We start from the raw sequence: 21,422 nt of genomic DNA on the forward strand, positions 1-21,422 counted from the left end.
AGTAATGGTTCAAAATACACCTCGTTTTTTAAAATCTTTATTGTTGTTATTCAGTTCTCATATAGAATAATTTCGCAAAAAACATGCAAAAGATTGATAGAATTTCTGACAATGGAAGGTAAGGGATTTAGGGGATGAATTTGGATATTAAGTTCACATTGCATATAAAATAGTTAGCATTAGGCATGAAGAATATATGTTGATCACCAGTTTATATCATAATATTTACAATAGAATTCAGAGTATTTTATCATACGTTTATATGATACATCACCGTAGTTTTTAATGTTAGATGATCTGATCTGAATCGAGAGATTATCACCATGTAAATTTATTTCATAGGTAATAATTAAACATTGCTCTAATTATTATATTCCCTTGTTTTTTAGGAGAATTATGACTTTTCTTTGAAAAATTACTTTATTTCTGATATGCTTTTGTTGTAATCTCGTTTATACTATTCTAAGGACAATGTTTGTCTTGTATAAGCGCCCGTAGCTCAGTTGGATAGAGTACCAGACTACGAATCTGGGGGTCAGGAGTTCGAATCTCTTCGGGTGCGCCAAAAGCATAGTAACGCATTGGCATGCGGTTGGTTTTTTGATATTGGAATGAACATGTCTTGGCCATGATATGGGCTAGGGTAAGCAGATATTGATCGTTTTTATAATACAAATAAAATGCGTGGACTTGTTTCATGCCTTGTCGATAAGGTGTTATTTTTATTAGGTAACAGGGTCAGTTAATCCCGAAATACAATTTTTGTGGTAATATGAGATTGGTTTGCTATATTTTTACTTAGTTCTTTCGATGTTTACATCTAGTGCCTAGCGGTGCTCGAATCAGACAAGGCAGCAGATACCTCTTTGTATACTATAATTTGGCGAATAATTGGTGATGGATTATTTTTTGCTTGATTCAGTAAGATTGCATGCCGTTGATCAGCAATAGGGGAAAGAAAGCAAGTCGAGCTCATTAAAAAAAATGTCTAACATTTTCGACAATGATTTCACATCCTTAGCGTTTGTTACCATGAATTGTTTTACGGTACTATATGCCCAGTGTACGCGTATTATCTTGTTCTATTATTTTTTTTCGAATCGCTGTAGAGCTGATGATATGATGTCTATCATGAATAAATAACCAAGAGGGTGGGGAAGTCGTGCATAGGATATGACTCAGTGATTCGTCTAATCGAGCATATTCAAATGTTTTTGCCATTGGCGACGATATATAGTTAAATGTTACATCAAATCTATCAATGATTGCGATTGGCACTGTCGTGACAATTCTTTTCCAGTGGTGCCACTGGTGAAAACTTTTTATATTATCGGCACCCATAATCCAGACAAAATTCACTGATTTATTATGTTTTTTAACTTGCAGTATTGTATGGAAAGTTTCTGTGTGATTTAGATATGCCTCAAAAGCAGTAATGCGGATACGTGGATTTTTGATCAATGACTGGCTTAAAGAAATACGTTTTTCTAAAGAAGAGGATAGATTATAATTTTTCACAGAATTAAAAGGAGTAATAATCCACCATAATTGATCTAAGTTGAGCTTTTTGATAGCAATTTGAGCTATTTCTATATGTCCATGGTGCGGAGGATTAAAATTTCCGCCAAATAGCCCTATCTTCATGCCTGGTTCTACTTTTGGCATACGCATAATATCTTGCAGAGATTGGGATTGTTGCATTGTTATGACTCTAATTTGTCTAGATTGATTATGCTTGGAAAATAAGTGTTTTTCATTAGTATAATGATCTCGTTTAATATTTTTTTCTAAAAAATTTCCGTTGTACTATTTGTTTTGAGCAAGAAAGTTATAAATGGATCAAATATAAAGAGTTTAAGCATTGTCCGTAGTCAATAAACTTTACATTTCTTTCTAGGTTCTCTTTCTTAGAATTCATTTTCTCCTCGGATAGAAAAAATTTTATCATGAAGACATTCCAATATTTGTGGTATCCCATGTCCTGTAATAGATGAAAATTCAAATGGTACCTGTCCGCATTGAGTGGCAAGTTCGTTTTTTTTCCTAGCAAGGGTATCACTATCCACTGTATCTATTTGGGAAAGGCCCACTATTTCTATTTTTTTGCGCAACTCGCTATTATAAGCGGATAATTCATCTAGGATACATTGATACGCCGCTTGGACATTCTCTTCAAGAGCAGAAACGATATGCAATAAGACATGCGTGCGTTCGGTATGCTTTAGAAATCGATCTCCAATGCCTGCACCTTGATGGGCATTTTTAATGATTCCAGGGATATCTGCCAATATAAATTCTTTATATCCTTCTTTTACGATTCCTAAGTTAGGATACAAGGTAGTAAACGGATAATCAGCAATTTTAGGCTTTGCTCTTGTTACCGAGGCTAAAAAAGTCGATTTCCCTGCGTTAGGGAGACCAATAATTCCAATATCAGCAATTAGTTTCAATTTAAGCCAAATAATTTTTTCTTGTCCAAGGATGCCAGGATTGGCATAATAAGGTGCCTGATTAGTAGATGATTTGAAGTGAGCGTTGCCAAAACCGCCATTACCACCAGGTGCTAATATAATACGTTGCCCTTCTTGATCGAGATCACAAATAAGGCTAATTCCATCTTCCTCGAATACCTGTGTTCCGACAGGAACAGTAAGTACGACATCTTCGCCTTTTGCACCGCTACGGTTTCGTTTCATGCCTTTTTCGCCATGTTGTGCTTTAAAATGCTGTTGATAGCGAAAATCTATCAAAGTATTGAGATTGCTAGTGGCTTGAATCCATACGTCTCCACCACGTCCACCTGATCCACCATCTGGTCCGCCAAACTCAATAAATTTTTCACGTCGAAAAGAAATGCCCCCAGCACCTCCATCTCCTGATCTAATATAAACTTTTGCTTCATCTAGAAATTTCATTGAATCCTGCTAGGATTATAACAATTGTATACTCTTATAACTCATTAATTTTTCATAGAAATCTTCGAAACAACACAGGCGCAGTTTTCCCTCTCTTTCGAAGACCAATGATTTTAAAAAACAAATACGATAAACCCCGTTGGAGAACGCTTCCTTTATAAGTGTAAATCGTGGAAGTGTTTAAATATATTACCAATCAAAATAGAAGGAGCTTTTGATTACTGAGTGTCTTCTATCTTTGGAATCACAGATACATATGCTCTTCCTTTTGAAAATTTTTTAAAAAATCGCACATGTCCATCAACGAGTGCATAAATAGTATGATCTTTCCCTAGACCGACATTCAAGCCTGGGTGATAACGTGTTCCACGCTGACGTATAATTATGTTTCCTGCTATGACGGACTGTCCACCAGATTTTTTTAAACCAAGTCGTTGTCCTGCAGAGTCTCTTCCATTTTGTGTTGATCCACCGGATTTTTTATGTGCCATTATATCTTCCTATAGAGCTTTAATATTTCTCAAAACACCTTACTTTATTAAGTCACAATGCTAGTAATGCGTACGACTGTCATTTCTTGGCGATGTCCATGGGTTCGCCTGTAATTCTGTCGACGGCGTTTCTTGAAAACAACAACCTTTTTCGTACGAAGTTGTTTGACCACTTCGGCTTCGACATAAGCTCCTTCTACGCGAGGTGTTCCTACCGAAAGATGTTCATCCTTCCCGACTGCGAGAACATTATCAAATCGTATATTATCACCGTCCTTAGCAACAATCTTTTCTACTGTAATAGTATCGGTCGCAGATACGCGACTCTGTTTTCCCCCATGTTCTATAATTGCAAACATAACGTCTTTCCTTTCATCTGCAAATAAAACTGAATATCGTGCAATTTTTGCATCAGCACAATCAACAAATACTAGAGAAGACTAAATTATCCGTTGCAGTTAAGCAATAATCATGACATTCTGTTTTTAGAATTTGCCAGTTTATACTAATATAGTAGCTAACCAAACCTTCATTCTATGTCAAGGAAAGTATGATATTCAAGGTGTATTTGCTTACATTTAGTGGAGAGATGGCAGAGTGGTCGAATGTACCGCACTCGAAATGCGGAGTACCTAACGGTATCGGGGGTTCGAATCCCCCTCTCTCCGCCATTCATTGATTGTATGACCTAATGCTTGTTTGATGGACAGTCTAGAAAAACCCAACAATGCGATTCCGAAGGGGCGCTGAATATGTGTTGTATAGTTGTTTTGTCTTTCTACAGGCTGTGCGTTAATTTCTGTCGTCGCAATGTGATATCTAAAATGGATTATTCCTAGGAAGGGTAGGTTGTACCTGCTAGATATTCTATGATGTTTGCAACTTAGTGACGTCGCTAAATTGAGATGGGATTTGCAACTTTATTTTGAAAATTTGTGGCGACTAATAATTTCCTTCAAGACACCATAATGGGGGATGACATAATTTTCTGTCATAGATAAATTCTCGGGATTATCATGAGCAGCTGAGTTTAACAAAGTAAGGGTATCCTGTAAGCTTCTACGCTCCTCTTATCCTCAGGTATGCACCTGTGCTTGTAGATAAATTCCAGCAATTTTTTCGCGCCTTTATACTGCCGGGGATAGATATGCTCTCCTTCTCAGATAACTTTCGTAAGAAGCTCTCTACAAGGATACGCATTTTCACAGCTGCACTTTTGAAATCCCCTTCGTTTATTATCTGCCGAATATGGTTGAGATCTTTTTGTAAACCGAGATTTTCTTTCACTTGCGCCCCTTTTGATTTTTTTGAAGGAGGAGTAAAATCATAGTGCATGCATACATATTGGTAAAAATTTTATCATGAGAAAGCACGATTACTTGCTTACCGTGTTTACGGATGAGTTTTTTCAGTACCGTCACTATAAAACTTTCAGTGTGGTTATCATCCATCGATTGAATTGGATTATCGAAAACGATAAAGCCAAATGGTGATTGTTGAGAAGTGGCGCACATGAGCCCCATACCGCTAAGCCCAAGCAATTAAGCTGACACTCACTGAGGTTTGCCGGTGCTGACATCTGCTCACCGTAGCTCAAGGCATATATATTTGTTTTCTCATGTCCAGGTTCCATAATGTCAAAACTTACTCCTGAATTAGGGCTTGAATCATCAGGATGAGGGATGAGGGTATCATACCAATGTTTTATTTCCTTTGCGCGATCTTGTAGAATCTTATCCTGTAAGTTATTGATATGTTTTTCGGTTTCCTGCGTTAGGCGCCGTAGGATTTGCAGTGATTCTCCATACTTTGTTAGCAACATGATATCATTACGGTTTTTAACAATATCGTACAGGGCTTCAATAACTTGCGCGTTTTCAGAAGAGGCAATGCGCGCAGAAAGGCTGTGTGCAAACTCTTCCCCAATAGGCATATAGGTAGCGATGTTTGTTGCGTACTTTTGATGGGAATCAGTCAGATTGGCAATAACCGTGGAGTATGGTTTCTCGTATTCTACCGCTTGAGGATCTGCCGTCGGTACCTTCTGCAAAAATTGCAAAGTAGCATTCATAGTTTTTTTGATTTCTATGCCTGCAGTAGCGTGCCGATCAAAAGCATTAAAGAATTTCTGGCATAACGTGTTCTCGGGCAGGAAAAAATATTTGAGCGATTTTTGTTCTTCTTTGGAGAGTGCAGGTAAGATATATGGTTTTGCTTGCATGAAAAAAGACCGGATTGAATCAGTGGCAACATCGCAAGCCTCTTTAAGTTTCTCGTTCTTTCGTATCACCGTGGCGTTGTCATAGATTCGCTGTTGAACTCGTCTTTCTTAGGTTGCGTAGGCGTCGTTAGATCTTCGCACATAGGGCGCCTAGTTGCAGACCCTTTTCCAAAATTTTAGTATTTCTGCATTTAATGCCTCTCTTTGTGTGTCCAATACATAATCTATTGCGTCTTTTACAATTTTAAGTTTTTTTGAGGAATTCTGCCACCTAGACGCAAGCAGGTCTATATCTGCTCCCGAGCTGAAGCTAATTTTGCTACTATCAAAAATTTTCTTTTTTTTCATGTAGCACTATAGAGAGCGATTTTTCTAATTCTGTTAATTCCATTTTCGTATTGATCTGTATTTCCAGAAGAGAGCTAGCAATTCTTATTATATCTATTCGGTCCTGATCATAATTGAATTTCCCCTGTGACCAACGCTCGTGTAAAGCCTTAGCACTTTTCTGATTATCTAGTACCAACACATTTCTTTAATGGATCCATAGCTGCGGAAACCATATTGGGCTTCCTTGATTGCAAGGATTGTTGTAATTCCCTTAAAGCAGTCTTCAGCGAGGTCATTTCTCCGAAGCCCAGTATATCACTGAGTTTATCACGCCTATTTTTGGGCGTTATATGAATAAAAGATTGTAACTCTTTTTGAGCTACGACAGGGTAGAAAAATTCAAGTGACTGAGCACCGATGGTTTTAAAATCATTACCGCTAGGTATGTCATCGATCAGCGTAAAAGACCCTTCACCTTTCTCGTGCATCTGCCGAGCGATTGTGTATTTTTGCCCATCGAGAAATTCTATTTTAGCTGATATTTGCACCGGGGAACCGCCATGCACATTGGCATAGGAGTTTTTATACTCCTCTTTTTTATACTATCCCCATGCTTGCGACGTTGTGTATATCCATAAAAAAGCCATTCTATCGCTTCAGAAAGACTACTTTTACCATAACCATTCTGTCCATTGACAATAGTCAAATGGTCTGCAAACTCGATCTTTTGGATTTCAGTAAAGCCCCGGAAATGCGAAATCTCGATATCAAGTAATTTAAAAATCAGTTTCCTTGCGTAGTAACTTGTCAAACTCTTGCTTAAGCAAGCGCACGTATTTTTCTTCCGAAGTCTTGTCACAGCGATGGATATTCCTAAATTTTTTCAGTATGGCAAATGCTATAAAGGACTATCCTTGTGAGTATCAATAAGCCGATCAAGATATTCTTCAGTATTGTTTGCCATTATGATTTCCGATCGTGGGTTGTAATACCAAATCAGCCAGCATTGGGCTGGTTTTATTATGATACGAGTGAATACCTAGCTTTCTAGGGCCAGATTTCCTTTCTATTCACAGCTGGTAGGAGCGGAGACTGAGAGAGAAGATAATATGTATTTCTATCCTGCACTCAGCGATTCTCCTGAGTAGGTTCGCAACATAAATTCTTCGCCATACTGCCAACCACGCAATTTGATGATTGCCGCCTCTACCGGCGAAAATATCGGAATCATCTACTTTGTGAATGCAAACAGTTATTCTCGAGCAGATACAACTACCCATCATTTCAAAGGTGATACTCTGCAGTCGTTATCACGCTATTACTCATTTTGAATGAGATTCACGTACTCCCTAAAATAAGTAACGAGTCACTATAACATTCTTAGGTTGATGATACTTTTTAATTCCTGATAAAAAATTGTTTATCTCTGATAGAAATATCTTCGCTCGTCATGGGCGAAGGATACGGTATTTCTGTTGTAATGATGGAAAAAACAGCTATTCAGGATTGGATTGAAACATTTGAATTAGGTAAAGAGCACGGGCGAAAACTTGAAAAAACATGCTGCTAATCATTACTAGATCAACCGATATTATTACCGTAACAATGATCTTTTCTGCTGGTATTATAGGAAATTCGCGGGGATATCTCGAGCAGTACTACCAACTTTTTATCTACAGATATCCTAGTTCTGTTCAAATGGTGACGTACTTTAACACCATTGAGGGAAGGTATGATGATATCTTAATTCTCACCAATGGCAAAATGCGTGTGCTGAGTGAATGACTAGCATTTAGGTCCAGAAGGCACAGTGGTATGTCAATAATGATAATATTATTGTATTTGTTGCAGTCGTTGGTTCATACCCAAAGGTGCCTCCTGTGCATTGTCAATCGCTCGAATAGTCACCTTATTGTGGCTAAAATTTTCTTTTTATTACCACTGTTTCTTATCTTCAAATATACAAAGTATTGAACTTATTTTTTTATTCAGGTCTCCTCCTTATTGAAATTAAAAGATTTTGATTACGATCAGGGGCTTTATTTTCAAAAAATTTATGTTTGGTTTTGCTATTATGATTAATTTTTCAGGGAATCAAAAAAATCCTTCATTCGTGCAAAAAAACCTGTGGACTGCGGATTATTATCTTGTGAAGATATTTGTTCAAATTCTTCTAATAATTCACGTTGACGCTTATTTAATTTTTGCGGTGTTTCTACTTGAACCTGAACGTAGAGATCTCCTTTACGTCCGGAATTAATTACTGGCATTCCCTTGCCTTTTAAGCGAAACTGTTTGCCCGTTTGAGTCCCTTCGGGGATGGTAACACGCGAATGTGTGGCGTCGAGTGTTGCTACGTCAAAAGTACCTCCCATCGCAACAGTGACTATGGAAATAGGGACTGTGCAATATAAATCAGCTCCATCTCTTTTGAAAAATTGATGTTTTTTGACGGAGATAAAGATATATAAATCCCCTGGAGCTCCTCCATAGACGCCTGCGCCACCTTCACCAGATAATCTGATACGTGTCCCATCATCAACGCCTGGAGGAACATTGACAGACAAGAGTTTTTCTTCTGATACGCGACCTTGGCCATGGCACTTAGAGCAGGGATGCGGGATAATCTGTCCAGATCCTCGGCAGGTGCTACATGCACGTTCAATGGAAAAAAAACTTTGAGCTGTTGTATAAACACGTCCAGATCCATTGCAAATATTGCAATCCATTGGATTAGTGCCAGGTTTAGCTCCAGATCCAGAGCAAGTACTGCATTTGACAGCAGTAGGGAAGCGAATTTGTACTGTTTTTCCAGAAAATGCTTCTTCAAGAGAGATTTCTAGATTATAACGGAGGTCTGCTCCAGCTTCTCCTGTCGATGAACTGCGCTTGTAACTGCGTCCGGAGCCCATTATTCCACCGAAGATACCTTCGAAAAGTTCCGAAAAATCCGAGTTTCCATACATACCTGCTCCGAATCCTCCAGCTCCCTGTGATTGTGCGCCGTATTCAAGAGCTTCGTGACCACCTTGGTCATAAAGAGCACGTTTTTGAGGATCACGCAGCACTTCATAGGCTTCGCTTATTTGTGCAAATTTTTCTTTTGCTTCAGGATCATTCCGATTCTGATCAGGATGATATTTCATTGCTAGAGATCGAAAAGCAGTCTTAAGTTGTCGATCAGTGGCATTGCGATCTATGCCCAGCACTTGATAGAAATCAGCTTTTTTCATGCTAAATTTATCCTCCGATGATGGAAATCCGGTCGTATGAAAACAACCGGATTTCCCCTGATAGTGTTATGTACGACTAAGAAAAATACTAAGTTTTTTTCTTGTCCTTTTCATCATCCTTAATTTCTTCATAATCGGCATCTACTACATCATCCTTCACATCTGTTTTTGCAGTAGTATCTGCTGTTGCTGTATCTGCTGCCGCATCTTTTTTCGCTTGTGCCTCATAAATAGCTTTTCCAAGATTCATAGATACCTCCATGAGCTTTTGAGTAGCTTCTTTGATTTTGGACTCGTCAGGATCTGCATCATTAAGAAGTGTCCGTAGCGCATCAATCGATTCTCGAATAGACTTTTGTTCTGCTTCAGCAATTTTATCGCCATGTTCTCTCAAAGATTGTTCCGTTGAGTATATCAAACTTTCAGCATGATTTTTTGTTTCAACGGCTTCACGACGTTTTTTGTCCATTTCGGCATTCATTTCTGCATCTTTAACCATCTTCTCAATATCTTCAGAAGATAAGCCACCTGAAGCTTGAATGCTGATTTGCTGTGCCTTGCCTGTTCCTTTATCTAGGGCAGATACTTGGACTATCCCGTTTGCATCAATATCAAACGCGACTTCTATCTGTGGCGTTCCTTTAGGAGCAGGGGGAATACCAACCAAATCAAATTGACCTAATAATTTATTATCAGCGAACATTTTTCTTTCGCCTTGGCCAATGCGGATGCTAACTGCTGATTGATTGTCGGCGGCTGTTGAGAATACTTGGGATTTTTTAGTAGGAATTGTACTATTACGATCAATAATAGAGGTAAATACTCCTCCCAACGTTTCAATACCAAGAGAAAGAGGGGTGACATCCAATAGAAGTAGGTCTTTTACATCTCCCTGAAGAACTCCTGCTTGTATAGCCGCTCCCATAGCAACGACTTCATCTGGATTAACACCTTTGCTAGGAGATTTATTGAAGAAATCTTGAACAGACTGTTGAATCTTTGGCATGCGTGTCATACCACCAACTAATACGACTTCATCAATATCGCTAGGAGATAATCCTGCATCTTGTAAACATTTCTTACATGGCTCAACAGTTTTTTGTATCAAGTGATTTACTAAACGTTCAAACTGGGCGCGCGTTAGTTTCATGTTGAGATGCTGTGCGCCGGCACTATTTGCAGAAATAAAAGGCAGATTAATTTCTGTTTGTGATGTCGAAGATAATTCAATTTTTGCCTTTTCTGCGGCTTCCTTTAAGCGCTGTAATGCAAGAGTATCTTGTTTTAAGTCTATGCCATTTTCTTTTTTAAAGGTATCGCAAATGTGTTCTACAAGGCATGAATCAAAGTCTTCTCCACCGAGAAATGTATCTCCATTTGTGGCTTTTACTTCGAATACACCATCTCCCATTTCGAGGAGTGAAACGTCGAAAGTTCCGCCACCAAAGTCAAATACTATGACGGTTCTTGCATCTTTTTTGTCTAATCCATATGCAAGAGCAGCGGCTGTAGGTTCGTTAATAATGCGCAATACATCAAGTCCTGCTATACGACCTGCGTCTTTCGTGGCTTGTCGTTGAGCGTCATTAAAGTATGCTGGTACGGTGATAACGGCTTTGCTAACGGTTTCTCCAAGAAAACTCTCAGCGGTTTCTTTCATTTTTTGCAGGACAATTGCCGATATTTGAGATGGCGAATACTGTTTTCCCTGTGCTTCGATCCAAGCATCCCCACCTTTTCCTTCAACAATTTTAAAGGGTACTAAACTCGCATCCTTTGCTACAGTAGAATCATTAAAACGTCTTCCTATAAGGCGTTTTGCTGCAAATATTGTATTAGAAGGATTAGTTACAGCTTGACGTTTTGCAGGCTGTCCTACGAGTCTTTCTCCTTCATCAGTAAATCCTACCATAGAAGGAGTGGTGCGAGTTCCTTCAGTATTTTCAATTACTCGCACATTTTTTCCATCCATAATAGCAACGCATGAATTAGTTGTGCCGAGGTCAATTCCTATGACTTTTGACATGGTTCTTTTCTCCTTTAAGCAAGCTGTTTGGACCCCTTTAGAGCGTTCCATTGACAGCTCCTAGTAAAAATACAATGAACGATCGCAAGACAAATGCGACTACTCAAGTACATATAAGGAGGTAATTTCATAACTGCAAGGAGCATTTTGAATAAGAATTCAGTAAAAGATGTCATAATTGGAAAATTTTCATATTTATTGGGGTTACAAAATGCTACTTTGCCATAAATTTTTTTATTTTCGTAGATATGCTTGATTGCAAGGAAAAATTAATGTGAAGAAGGAGTGATCCTCAGTTTTCTTTGCATAATGAGGAATGATTTCAATATGGGTTTTGGTGGCTATAATTTGAGTACAGGAGAAATATTATACTATGACAACTATACGTGTACATGAAGGAGACATCCCCGCTGAATGTGCTGCAAGATATGTTGATGCTATTGCAGTTGATACGGAGACACTTGGTTTAATGCCACGTCGAGATCGTTTATGTATCGTACAGCTATCTCCAGGGGATGGAACTGTTGATATTATTCGGATTGCTGCTGGGCAAAAAAACGCTCCTAATCTTGTCGGAATGCTTGTTGATGAAAAAAGAGAAAAAATTTTTCATTACGGTCGTTTTGATATTGCCGTATTATTCTATACTTTTGGAGTGAGAGTAAGACCAGTTTTTTGTACTAAAATTGCCTCACGATTGACTAGAACCTATACAAACCAACATGGTCTTAAAGATAATTTGAAAGAATTACTGGGAATAAATATCTCGAAAGCACAACAATCATCTGACTGGAGCGCAGATGATTTATCTGATGAACAACTTCAGTATGCTGCTTCAGATGTAGTTCATTTACATGCACTGCGTTTGCAGTTTACAGAAAAACTTCAGCGTTTAGGGCGTTCGGATTTAGCTACTTCTTGTTGCAATTTTTTAATGGACAGAGCTGAGTTAGATCTGTTGGGTTGGGAGAATGTTGACATATTTTCACATTCTTGATGAACCTTGTATTTATTTATTCTCCAAGGAAAGATTGTCCGACCATTATCTCAAAAAATAACGGCCGACATATCCAAAAATACTTCCTAAAATCCTATGGAAGAAAACTAATCTTGGAGCGGGCGAAGGGATTCGAACCCTCGGCCCCAACCTTGGCAAGGTTGTGCTCTACCCCTGAGCTACACCCGCTCGTCATGTTCTTTGAAATAAAGAACATCAAGAGGTTATATTGCCTAAAAAATATTTGGAAGCAATAGTAAAAGTAATAATTTTTAATATTTCCAATAATCAAAATTATAGTGAATCATCTTTTGTGTGATACATTATATCAATAAGAACACTCAATTGCCATTAATTATGCTATAATTTCTTATAATTATTTTTTCTACGGAACATTTCCTATAACTCTATTTGGCTCTATGAGATCTAATGCTATGCGTATTTTTCTCAATGATTCTGTTTGTGTAATAAGATCGTTTATGAGATTGCGAACTATTTTATTCCCTTCAGGGTTGTTTTCGCTGATCATTTGATCAAAAGACTCAATATTTTCTGCACGGTCTTTGAGAATATGAAAATCCTTCATAGTATTAGAAAATTTGTCGTTTATTTCTTGGGCTAAATTTCTGTTATTATGACTTATAAGATCGTGTATAGATGCTCCATGAATTTTTTCTCCATTCATGCGTATGTATTCCCCTGTATAACTGGAAATTATACCGATAACATCGTTCAAATACGATGCATATGTATTATCTGAAAAACAATCAATTTCTTGTTCAGGATCGTGTAGTATGAGTCCTAGATTCATACGTTCTCCTGCTAATTCATTATAAGAAAGGGATGTCATGCCGGTGATTATAGAATTCAATCCTGCGTTTATATCTTTCATGAGGTCTTTAGTTGCCTGTCCATCTGGTCCCCAAGCTTTCATCATTTCTTCTAGATCTGATACTAGTATCTTTGAAACGACCTTGAGATATTCTACGCGTCTGCGGCAATGACCACCAGTACAATTTCCTATATCAAAATCGGTATATGGTCTGTTTCCTGGTTCGCGAACATTTGTTTTTAAGTCTTGTCCCCATAAGAGAAATTCTATCACATGATAGCCGGTGGTAATATTGGTATCGATACCATTGGCTCTATGTAACTTTCTAAGTAAATCTGGGGAAATAATGGATAGATCTATTTCTTTTTCGTTGACGATAATTTTTGAATTGGCGATGATATTGGCTGTATACAGGTTATTTTCCTCATTTTCCTTTCCGTATGAACTATCAACATAATCTATAAATCCTTCATCTAGAGGCCAAGCATTGACCTTTTTATCCCATGTATCGACGATTTTATTTCCAAAACGATATACTTCAGATTGTTGATATGGGATTCGGGCTCTGATCCATTGAAGACGAGCGTTTTCAAGATTTTTCTTATTAGGAGTGGTAACGAGGGTTTCAATAGCGCTATCTAATGTACGAGCACACATTAGAGCATCTTCATATTTGGCGTGTGCGATAGTAGCATAATTTTGTAATACCTTTTCTAGACTTACGTTCGGTACAATGCTTAATGCGTGTGATGGAAGAGTAAATACGATGCTAATAATGGTAATAAAATACATAAATAAATTTTTTTTCATTGTTGTTTCCAAAAGAGATACGATAAGTTTACGATGCATTGGATTCATTATACCCACATCATATGTCACATTGCCTGTGCATACATTGCATGTATCTATGGAAAGTAGAGATAATTATATCGCAAAAAGAAGGAGATATAATTATAGGTAATTATAAATATATTTCATATAGTTATTGCATAGAAATTAGATTTCTAAGAGAGGTATTTTTTTATTGAGTACCCAAGGATATTTGTCTTAAGTATGGCGTTTAAGTCTACAAAAGAAAAATCCATCTGTATTTGTTAGAAAAGGCGTTAGAACACAACACCCGTTTTCAATAAAAAGCGATGGGTGGTTTTTTAAATCATACAGTTGGTTCCAATCATCAATGATAGAATCTATACTAAAATGAGGGTTCTTTGATAAAAAATAATTGATTTGCTGAATATTTTCTTCGGGAAGAATAGAACAAGTAATATAAACAAGATAACCTTCGGGTCGCACGAATTGTGCTGATTCCTCTAGAATTTTTTTCTGTTCTTCAGTTCTTTCTATAAGGTTTTTTTGTGATAGTCGCCATTTTATATCTGGACGTCTTCGCCATGTTCCTGTCCCTGAACATGGTGCATCAACCAACACTGTTGTAAAATGTTCTTGTAGATTGCGTAATGATTCCCAGGAACTGTGTAACTGTACGTTGTGGATACCAGCACGTTTGATGCGGGCTACAATAGGAGCCATTCTACTTTTGTTGTTATCCCATGCATGGATTTGACCTTTATTGTTTAATAGCATTGATAATGCCAGTGTCTTTCCTCCTCCTCCAGCACAAAAATCTAAAATTTGTGAACTGTTTGTAATTGCTGTGAGATTTGAGACAATTTGTGATCCTTCGTCTTGTATTTCAAACCATCCGCGTTGAAATGTAATGTCATTCATGACATTGGGCAAACGTGATTTTCCTTTTGTTGCGGGTATTCGCAATCCGAATCGAGATATAGAAGAGTGGTGTACGCCATAATGGCAAAGATTTTTGAATAATTTGCAACGGTTAACTTTGAGTGTATTAGTGCGTAAATCTAAGGGAGCACGCATAGATAATGATTTTGCTTCTTTTAGCCAAGTGTCTTTGAAATATGATTGAAAAGACGATTGTAACCATTGCGGAATGTTGCCTTGAATATGTAAAGGTGCATTTTCTAATTGACGAGAATGAAAGGATTTGATGACTGATTCTTTGGGAAGAGGAGGGGAAAAGAGATCTTCTTTCAACATGGACAACATTTTTTCCCATGGAATATCCCAGTCTTTCATTATTACTGCGTATACTAGGGATTCAGGATCATCACTATCCATTATGTAGGCGCTAGAAAGATATTTTCTAAGGACATCATGAACAATATTGCTAATTGATGCACGGTCGCTAGAACCAGCAAAACGATGAGACATGCCCCAATCTTTTAATGAATTTGTTATGGGTTTCTTGTGAGTTCTAATATCTTTTAGAATCTCAATAGCTGCGGCAATTTGTCCACCTAAACGCATGCAAAATATCCTTTTTTAGAGAAAATGCGAATTTTAAAAGCACATAAAATGAAATTTTTTATAAGATTTGGCAAAAGAGTATTGGAGAATACATCTTATGCAGAATAGTAGAAGAACAGAAGATACCATTTTAAAAAAGATATTGTGAGTTAATAACAGATTTTTGAAATGCAAAAGGATATTCATGTGATGAACCCATTGATCATATTTACAGATAATTCTCTACCTTTATGCGCTGATGCACGCAAAGATTGGATAGTGGTACTACCGTTAGGAGCATATGAACAACATGGTCCACATTTACCGATGAATACTGATACTATTATTGCAGCAGGATTAGCAGAGCGTATCAAAAGTATTCTTCCCCCTAGACTTCCTGTTACCTGTATGCCAGTAGAACCCATTGGTTATTCAATTGAACACATGTATGTTGATGGGACAAAGACTCTCACTTACGCTGAAGCTATAGAACATTGGTTAGCTATAATAGATGCAATACGAAAAATGGGAATACGTAAGATTGTCATTTTGAATGCGCATGGTGGTAATTCACCTTTGGTATCTATCGTCTCTACAGAAGCGCGAATGCGTTTTTCAATGTTAGTAGTATCTACTAGTTGGTCGAGATTTACTATTCCTCAGGGTATTATTTCGTTTCCAGAAACCGAAATTGGGATACATGGAGGGGAAATAGAAACGAGTATGATGTTGGCGCTTGCCCCTCATTTAGTAAAAATGGATTTAGCGGAAAATTTTTCCTCGCGACAATCGGAATTCTTGCGTAATTTTAAATATCTACGCGCGCATGGGTCACATAGTTTTGGATGGAGCATGAAGGATTTAAATCCTAAAGGAGTTGTGGGCAATGCCATGGATGCTACTGTTAAAAAAGGAGAGGGTTTGCTCTCATATTTTGCGAATTGTTTCATTCAGCTTCTCAATGATATCAATTCTTTTGATGTAAGCATATTTGATAAAGATGTTCAAAAATAATGTTAAGCAGTGTAGCATTTTATCTCAAAAAACTCTCTCATGGAGAACATGATAGGAAAGATAGATGGCTTTGAGACGTGGGTACATTTAAGAGTGAATAAATTATTCTCTTTTGGTCTGTAAATAAAATAGCTCAGAACAGAAATATTTATAATTTATAAGCATAATAAAGACCTATTTTTAAAGGGCCTTGTGTTTATTGTTGTATTCTCTCTCTACGTCATAGTCACTAAATCGACAGAATGAAGAACACCATAATTATCACCCAGACGCACGTTGATTTGACCACGAGCAACATCAGTGATGTACGGCACAACAGGTTTAACAGCAACAATACTAGAACCAAGACCACATTGCAATTGAACCGCTGGTGACATATCCACGCGAAATGATACCATCAATGATTCAAGCGTCTCCGGTCCATTGATCATCGCAGCTGCCGTGATACCCTTTAAATAATAATCATCATCAAAACTTCATGCCTTTTGTATATGAAGTATAACATATAGTCCCACCCTAGATTCGGCGCTAAGTTCGAATCCCATACTTAAATTTTTGGACGTATCTAAATAGCGAGTGTACTTATACTTCAAATCGCCACAATTGGGAGGGTCAGATAACAACTTCTTTTGCATCACGACCCATTAAGGTCATTGGTATTGCACTAACTATACCAAAGTTGATAGCTAATTCACTTTATGATGTTTGGAAAGTTCTCTAATATAACGTAATTAATGCACAGATTATAGCAGAAAAATAACGTATCATTACTCATATTTGACACATAATTTGATTTTTACACTAATGCGATCCTTTTTCTTCGTTATTAGTAGAGCGAAAAGGGCATCTTTGAGACACGACCTCTCTCATGCTTGCATCGCTTTTATCCTTGGATTTTGGTTTACGGATAATATTGTGCGGCAGAAGAAGGGGGATGAATCTTGTATTATCAAGATCTTCTAAATTCTTGATGGATTTTTTCTAATTTCTCCTTTGCATTCATTCGCCGTTGCTTTCGCAGCTTCTACACTATAGGTCAGTTTTGATCTCGACGACTGTCTCAGGAGCCTTTATATCGCCTCCTTGGCAGGGGTTTCTACTACTTCTGCCTTGGAAGGGGTTTCTTTTCTTCTCATTATCTTTGGTAGTAATTGCATTTTTCTCTACTTCTATTCCCGCTTTATGCTCTCGATCTATGTTATCGGAACACCCGCTCATTATAGCGGTTGATGATATTAGAGAAGCTTATTAATCTCTTGATATTCATTGAATTAATCCTTTCATTAATCACTCACTAAAAACGCACTTCTAAGTGGCAAATCATCTATTATAAGTTGATTTAAGTCAATATTTATGCTATAATTAGGTTGTTAATTCGTTAAAAAGCAATTTTTTATAGAATTACGGTTGAAGGGTTATCGCTTTGTTTCAAGAATTTTTAGGATGATTTTGACGGTTTAATCCCATTCTTATTAATATTCAGTGGTTCGAGTTTCAAAGAAGTTATTTTCTTTTTTCAAATCCATTTTTGACTTATGAAAAATACTATTCGACATGATAGTTTTTTGATAATGGAAGTAAAATCCAGGTGAACTCTCTTCATGAATCAAGTCTGATAAGTGGAAATCATCCAATGCCCTGTCATTATATAGTATTTGGAATATTTTTTATTTAGACTAAAAAACAAGCCCACGCTTTGCTAAATCGCCGGATAGCACTGCAAGCTCGTTTCTGATATCGTTCTTCAATTTTCCTAATTTGCTACGAAATAATGAAAAGGTTTGTCCGAATATTTGTGTATTGAGAAAATTAGTGGATTCAATTAATTGCGAAGAATTAATACTAGCAGGAAGAATAATAATACTATTTTCAATCTGTTCACTTTTTCCTACTAGAACAACCGGTACTTTGGTAGAATCATTCTATATGTTTCAGCGCTAAATCTCTCTTGGTAGTTAATACTATCGCTTCATATGAAATTCTTGAAAGCAATCGTCTAACTTCTCGCATAATATATTTTCAAGTGATTTTTTCTTTGATATAACAGGAGCGTTTTTTCTTGAGATAGTTCATGTGTTTTCATCAATGTATTCACAAAATCCGAAGCCCTAATTTTGTGGGTAGACGTCCTGCCTTATATGAGGGACCAAGTAGAGGCATTTTAAATAAATCATAACGTCACGTTATCGATTCTGGAAAAAGGGGATCATATTTTGACGTTTCTATGTGCTTCATCATCACTCCTAAGAAAATTCTTGGGATAATCTTTAAAAATGGAACATTGATTTATCTATTCATTATTTATTGTGTAGTGTTTCTTGTTTTTTATAGTGATATATTGAAGAAATCGAGGTTATTAAGGAGAATGGCTATGCGTTTATCAGGTCGACAAGAAAATCAGATGCGAGAAATATCATTGACAAGGCGTGTTTCTAAATATGCTGAAGGATCTTGTTTGGTAAAGTTCGGTGACACTCATTTACTAACGACTGCTACGCTTGAAGAAAAAGTTCCAATGTGGATTCGCAATACGAAACATGGATGGATAACAGCAGAATATGGAATGTTGCCTCGTTCTACGGGAAATCGTGTAAAACGTGAAGCTGTCAGTGGGAGACAAGGAGGAAGAAGCCAAGAAATACAACGTATGATAGGCCGCGCGTTGCGTTCAGTCGTCGATCTTTCGGCTTTAGGGTCGCGTCAGATTATTATAGATTGTGATGTTATCCAAGCTGATGGAGGTACACGTACTGCTGCGATTACTGGGGCATGGGTTGCGTTGCATGACTGTCTGCAACATATGGAAGATTGTAGTAATAAATTTCAATTATCACAAGTTCTTAAAGGTCATGTAGCTGCGATATCTTGCGGGATGTTATGTGGGTATCCTATAGTAGATCTTGATTATGGGGAAGATTCTACAATTGATGTTGATGCCAATTTTGTAATGACTGATTCAGGTCATATAGTAGAAGTACAAGGTTCTGCAGAACGCGCTACTTTTTCTCAGGATCACTTTTTCGCTATGTTAAATCTAGCAAAAGATAGGATTGCCGATCTGATAAAATTGCAGAAAGATGTGATATCCAATGAGGTTTAATCTAAGTGCGTAAATTAATTGAGAACAATATTGTCATTGCAAGTCATAATGTTGATAAAATCCATGAGATGGACAGTCTCATTATGCCATTAGGTATTATGACCACATCTGCTCTTGAATTAAACTTAATCATTCCAGAAGAAACGGGAAATTCGTTTGAAGAAAATGCGATGATTAAATCGTTAACTGCAGCTAAAAATGCAGGCATGCCAGCTCTTTCGGATGATTCTGGGCTTGTGATTGATGTACTGGATGGAAAGCCAGGAATCCATAGTGCTAGATGGGCCGAAAGCAATACTGGTGAGCGTGATTTTGATATGGCAATGCAAAAAATAGAAAATGCTCTTAGATCCAAATTTGCTCATGATCCTGCTTTTCGTTCTGCACATTTCATTTCGGTTTTATCTCTTGCTTGGCCTGATGGTCATGTAGAGAATTTTTCTGGAAAGGTAAGTGGAATTATTGTATGGCCTCCGCGTGGTCAATTGGGTTTTGGATATGATCCTATTTTTCAGCCAAATGGCTATGATCGTACTTTTGGTGAGATGACAGAAGAAGAAAAGAACGGAGGAATAGATAGTGCCACACTTTTTTCCATATTGAGCACAGATCTTCTTTCTCACAGAGCGCGTGCATTCAAGTGTTTTGTCGATAATTGTTTGCGTATAGATGAGAAATGAAATATCTCAGTGCATACGAAAATAATATGACAGGTCAGGGATCCAATTCTCTAGGAGTTTATGTCCATTGGCCTTTCTGTGTTAAAAAATGTCCCTACTGTGATTTTAACAGTCATGTTCGACGTTATAAAGTGGGTCAAGAAAATTTCATTCAATCTTTTCTTACAGAAATGCAGTGGATGAGACAATTGACTGGACCTCGATCAATTTCCAGTATTTTCTTTGGTGGAGGGACGCCTTCTCTGATAGAGCCGCAGAACATTGCGCTTATTCTTGATGGTATAGCAAAGAATTGGACTGTATCGTCAAATGTTGAAATTACCATTGAGGCTAATCCTTCTAGTGTAGAAGTGAATAATTTTCAAGGATATAGAAAAGCGGGTGTGAATCGCATTTCTCTAGGTGTGCAATCTTTAGAGGAGCAATCCTTAAGGTTTTTAGGTCGCAATCATAATGCTTCCGAGGCTATTGCAGCCATACATTTAGCGCGCAATATTTTTCCACGCATGTCTTTTGATTTAATATATGCCCTACCAAAACAAACTATGACACAATGGGAAATGGAATTGCAAAGAGCTCTTTCTTATGCGGTAGATCATCTTTCGCTTTATCAGCTTACAATAGAAAAAGGAACATTGTTTTACAAGATGCATAAAGATGGAGATCTCGTTCTTCCTAGCGAAAATGTTGCCGTGGATCTTTATAATTTGACTCAAAGCATTACTAGTGCACATGGGTTACATGCATATGAAATATCTAATCATTCTTTTCTAGGTGCCGAAAGTTTACATAATCTGAATTATTGGAGATACGGTGATTATATTGGAATTGGTCCAGGGGCACATAGTCGTGTTAAGGTTGGTTCTCACCGAGTGGCAATATCGATAGAAAAACATCCTGAGAGTTGGTTAAAAATGGTGAGAAAAAATGGACATGCTGTTGTTGAAAAAGAATTTCTAAGCTCTGAACAGCAGGCTGATGAATTTTTAATGATGGGTTTGAGATTAAGAGAAGGAATAAGTGTCAAGGATTGGGAAATGTTAGCAGGGCGTAATTTGGATATTGAATGTGAAAGAAATCTTCAAAGACAAGGCTTTATTGAGCGCGTTCAATTTTCAAGATTACGATGCACTCAGCGGGGAATGACGATGTTGGACTCGGTAATAGCAAATCTTGCTGTATAGATATCTTTTTCTTTAGAAGATAAATCCTATAAGACGAAAAACAGCAATATCAGCAACTATAGGTCTATTAAAAATGATATTTT

General features: G+C 37.3%; 18 protein-coding genes and 3 tRNA genes. 7 read left to right on the forward strand and 14 right to left on the reverse strand.

Going from position 1 to position 21,422, the window contains the following annotated elements; genetic code table 11:
• The first annotated feature begins 488 nt into the window (after positions 1-488).
• A tRNA-Arg gene (locus tag CD16_RS02770) sits at positions 489-565 on the forward strand.
• A gap of 485 nt (positions 566-1,050) precedes the next feature.
• On the opposite strand, the gene CD16_RS02775 is transcribed toward CD16_RS02770, so the two are convergent.
• From CD16_RS02775 to rplU, 4 genes are all read right to left on the reverse strand, one after another.
• Positions 1,051-1,701 (reverse strand): nicotinate-nucleotide adenylyltransferase, encoded by a 651-nt coding sequence (locus tag CD16_RS02775; RefSeq protein WP_015452510.1) that lies wholly within the window; start codon positions 1,699-1,701, stop codon positions 1,051-1,053.
• A 206-nt stretch (positions 1,702-1,907) separates the two neighbouring features.
• Positions 1,908-2,915, reverse strand: coding sequence for a GTPase ObgE (gene obgE, locus CD16_RS02780; RefSeq protein WP_015452511.1), 1,008 nt, complete (start codon positions 2,913-2,915; stop codon positions 1,908-1,910).
• Positions 2,916-3,133: 218 nt separating this feature from the next.
• Entirely contained in the window at positions 3,134-3,406 is a 273-nt protein-coding gene (gene rpmA / locus CD16_RS02785) for a 50S ribosomal protein L27 (RefSeq protein WP_015452512.1), read from the reverse strand.
• A gap of 47 nt (positions 3,407-3,453) precedes the next feature.
• Entirely contained in the window at positions 3,454-3,765 is a 312-nt protein-coding gene (gene rplU / locus CD16_RS02790) for a 50S ribosomal protein L21 (protein WP_015452513.1), read from the reverse strand.
• Positions 3,766-3,989: 224 nt separating this feature from the next.
• Between rplU and CD16_RS02795 the strand changes: the two genes are divergently transcribed.
• Positions 3,990-4,077, forward strand: a tRNA-Ser gene (locus CD16_RS02795).
• Positions 4,078-4,826: 749 nt separating this feature from the next.
• Here CD16_RS02795 and CD16_RS02805 read toward each other — a convergent pair.
• The 5 genes from CD16_RS02805 to dnaK form a co-directional block, all read right to left on the reverse strand.
• Complete coding sequence (locus tag CD16_RS02805; RefSeq protein ID WP_015452515.1) at positions 4,827-5,696, reverse strand: hypothetical protein; 870 nt, start codon at positions 5,694-5,696, stop codon at positions 4,827-4,829.
• A gap of 443 nt (positions 5,697-6,139) precedes the next feature.
• Positions 6,140-6,505, reverse strand: coding sequence for a hypothetical protein (locus CD16_RS02815; RefSeq protein WP_015452518.1), 366 nt, complete (start codon positions 6,503-6,505; stop codon positions 6,140-6,142).
• On the reverse strand, positions 6,484-6,816 hold the full coding sequence (locus CD16_RS02820) for an AAA family ATPase (protein ID WP_015452519.1): 333 nt from the start codon (positions 6,814-6,816) through the stop codon (positions 6,484-6,486). Before CD16_RS02820 ends, CD16_RS02815 begins: the two co-directional genes overlap by 22 nt.
• A gap of 1,219 nt (positions 6,817-8,035) precedes the next feature.
• Positions 8,036-9,190, reverse strand: coding sequence for a molecular chaperone DnaJ (gene dnaJ / locus CD16_RS02825; protein WP_015452521.1), 1,155 nt, complete (start codon positions 9,188-9,190; stop codon positions 8,036-8,038).
• A gap of 88 nt (positions 9,191-9,278) precedes the next feature.
• Positions 9,279-11,216 carry a molecular chaperone DnaK gene (gene dnaK, locus CD16_RS02830; protein ID WP_040055319.1) on the reverse strand — a complete coding sequence of 646 codons (1,938 nt, stop codon included), beginning with the start codon at positions 11,214-11,216 and terminating at the stop codon, positions 9,279-9,281.
• 373 nt (positions 11,217-11,589) lie between these two features.
• On the opposite strand from dnaK, the gene CD16_RS02835 reads away from it, so the two are divergent.
• Positions 11,590-12,213, forward strand: coding sequence for a ribonuclease D (locus CD16_RS02835; RefSeq protein ID WP_015452523.1), 624 nt, complete (start codon positions 11,590-11,592; stop codon positions 12,211-12,213).
• Between the two features lie 114 nt (positions 12,214-12,327).
• On the opposite strand, the gene CD16_RS02840 is transcribed toward CD16_RS02835, so the two are convergent.
• From CD16_RS02840 to CD16_RS02850, 3 genes are all read right to left on the reverse strand, one after another.
• A tRNA-Gly gene (locus tag CD16_RS02840) sits at positions 12,328-12,402 on the reverse strand.
• A gap of 196 nt (positions 12,403-12,598) precedes the next feature.
• The gene (locus CD16_RS02845; RefSeq protein WP_102134465.1) at positions 12,599-13,855 is read right to left on the reverse strand and encodes an imelysin family protein; all 1,257 of its coding nucleotides are present in this window, start codon (positions 13,853-13,855) and stop codon (positions 12,599-12,601) included.
• Between the two features lie 237 nt (positions 13,856-14,092).
• Positions 14,093-15,382 carry an RsmB/NOP family class I SAM-dependent RNA methyltransferase gene (locus CD16_RS02850; RefSeq protein ID WP_015452525.1) on the reverse strand — a complete coding sequence of 430 codons (1,290 nt, stop codon included), beginning with the start codon at positions 15,380-15,382 and terminating at the stop codon, positions 14,093-14,095.
• A 189-nt stretch (positions 15,383-15,571) separates the two neighbouring features.
• Between CD16_RS02850 and CD16_RS02855 the strand changes: the two genes are divergently transcribed.
• Positions 15,572-16,375 carry a creatininase family protein gene (locus CD16_RS02855; RefSeq protein WP_015452526.1) on the forward strand — a complete coding sequence of 268 codons (804 nt, stop codon included), beginning with the start codon at positions 15,572-15,574 and terminating at the stop codon, positions 16,373-16,375.
• Positions 16,376-16,590: 215 nt separating this feature from the next.
• On the opposite strand, the gene CD16_RS02860 is transcribed toward CD16_RS02855, so the two are convergent.
• Both CD16_RS02860 and CD16_RS05955 read right to left on the reverse strand, forming a co-directional pair.
• A complete protein-coding gene (locus CD16_RS02860; protein WP_015452527.1) occupies positions 16,591-16,806 on the reverse strand; it encodes a hypothetical protein in 216 nt (71 codons plus the stop codon).
• A 1,245-nt stretch (positions 16,807-18,051) separates the two neighbouring features.
• A complete protein-coding gene (locus CD16_RS05955; RefSeq protein ID WP_109298660.1) occupies positions 18,052-18,249 on the reverse strand; it encodes a hypothetical protein in 198 nt (65 codons plus the stop codon).
• A gap of 497 nt (positions 18,250-18,746) precedes the next feature.
• On the opposite strand from CD16_RS05955, the gene rph reads away from it, so the two are divergent.
• The 3 genes from rph to hemW are packed head-to-tail and all read left to right on the forward strand — an operon-like array spanning position 18,747 to position 21,339.
• Positions 18,747-19,475 (forward strand): ribonuclease PH, encoded by a 729-nt coding sequence (rph, locus tag CD16_RS02875; RefSeq protein WP_015452529.1) that lies wholly within the window; start codon positions 18,747-18,749, stop codon positions 19,473-19,475.
• Between the two features lie 5 nt (positions 19,476-19,480).
• Positions 19,481-20,155, forward strand: coding sequence for a non-canonical purine NTP pyrophosphatase (locus tag CD16_RS02880; RefSeq protein WP_015824906.1), 675 nt, complete (start codon positions 19,481-19,483; stop codon positions 20,153-20,155).
• Positions 20,152-21,339 carry a radical SAM family heme chaperone HemW gene (gene hemW, locus CD16_RS02885; protein ID WP_015452531.1) on the forward strand — a complete coding sequence of 396 codons (1,188 nt, stop codon included), beginning with the start codon at positions 20,152-20,154 and terminating at the stop codon, positions 21,337-21,339. The genes CD16_RS02880 and hemW overlap by 4 nt, the downstream gene beginning before the upstream one ends.
• Positions 21,340-21,422 lie beyond the last annotated feature (83 nt).

The sequence above is a fragment of the Candidatus Liberibacter asiaticus genome (assembly GCF_000590865.3).
GTDB lineage: Bacteria > Pseudomonadota > Alphaproteobacteria > Rhizobiales > Rhizobiaceae > Liberibacter > Liberibacter asiaticus.

Excerpts from the sequence above, each read along its gene's own strand:
- CD16_RS02860 (WP_015452527.1), bottom strand. The coding sequence starts at position 16,806 with ATGATCAATGGACCGGAGACGCTTGAATCATTGATGGTATCATTTCGC.
- dnaK (WP_040055319.1), bottom strand. The coding sequence starts at position 11,216 with ATGTCAAAAGTCATAGGAATTGACCTCGGCACAACTAATTCATGCGTT.
- CD16_RS02835 (WP_015452523.1), top strand. The coding sequence starts at position 11,590 with ATGACAACTATACGTGTACATGAAGGAGACATCCCCGCTGAATGTGCT.
- CD16_RS02845 (WP_102134465.1), bottom strand. The coding sequence starts at position 13,855 with ATGAAAAAAAATTTATTTATGTATTTTATTACCATTATTAGCATCGTA.
- rplU (WP_015452513.1), bottom strand. The coding sequence starts at position 3,765 with ATGTTTGCAATTATAGAACATGGGGGAAAACAGAGTCGCGTATCTGCG.
- hemW (WP_015452531.1), top strand. The coding sequence starts at position 20,152 with ATGAAATATCTCAGTGCATACGAAAATAATATGACAGGTCAGGGATCC.
- rph (WP_015452529.1), top strand. The coding sequence starts at position 18,747 with ATGCGTTTATCAGGTCGACAAGAAAATCAGATGCGAGAAATATCATTG.
- CD16_RS02855 (WP_015452526.1), top strand. The coding sequence starts at position 15,572 with ATGAACCCATTGATCATATTTACAGATAATTCTCTACCTTTATGCGCT.
- rpmA (WP_015452512.1), bottom strand. The coding sequence starts at position 3,406 with ATGGCACATAAAAAATCCGGTGGATCAACACAAAATGGAAGAGACTCT.
- dnaJ (WP_015452521.1), bottom strand. The coding sequence starts at position 9,190 with ATGAAAAAAGCTGATTTCTATCAAGTGCTGGGCATAGATCGCAATGCC.
- obgE (WP_015452511.1), bottom strand. The coding sequence starts at position 2,915 with ATGAAATTTCTAGATGAAGCAAAAGTTTATATTAGATCAGGAGATGGA.
- CD16_RS02775 (WP_015452510.1), bottom strand. The coding sequence starts at position 1,701 with ATGCAACAATCCCAATCTCTGCAAGATATTATGCGTATGCCAAAAGTA.
- CD16_RS02850 (WP_015452525.1), bottom strand. The coding sequence starts at position 15,382 with ATGCGTTTAGGTGGACAAATTGCCGCAGCTATTGAGATTCTAAAAGAT.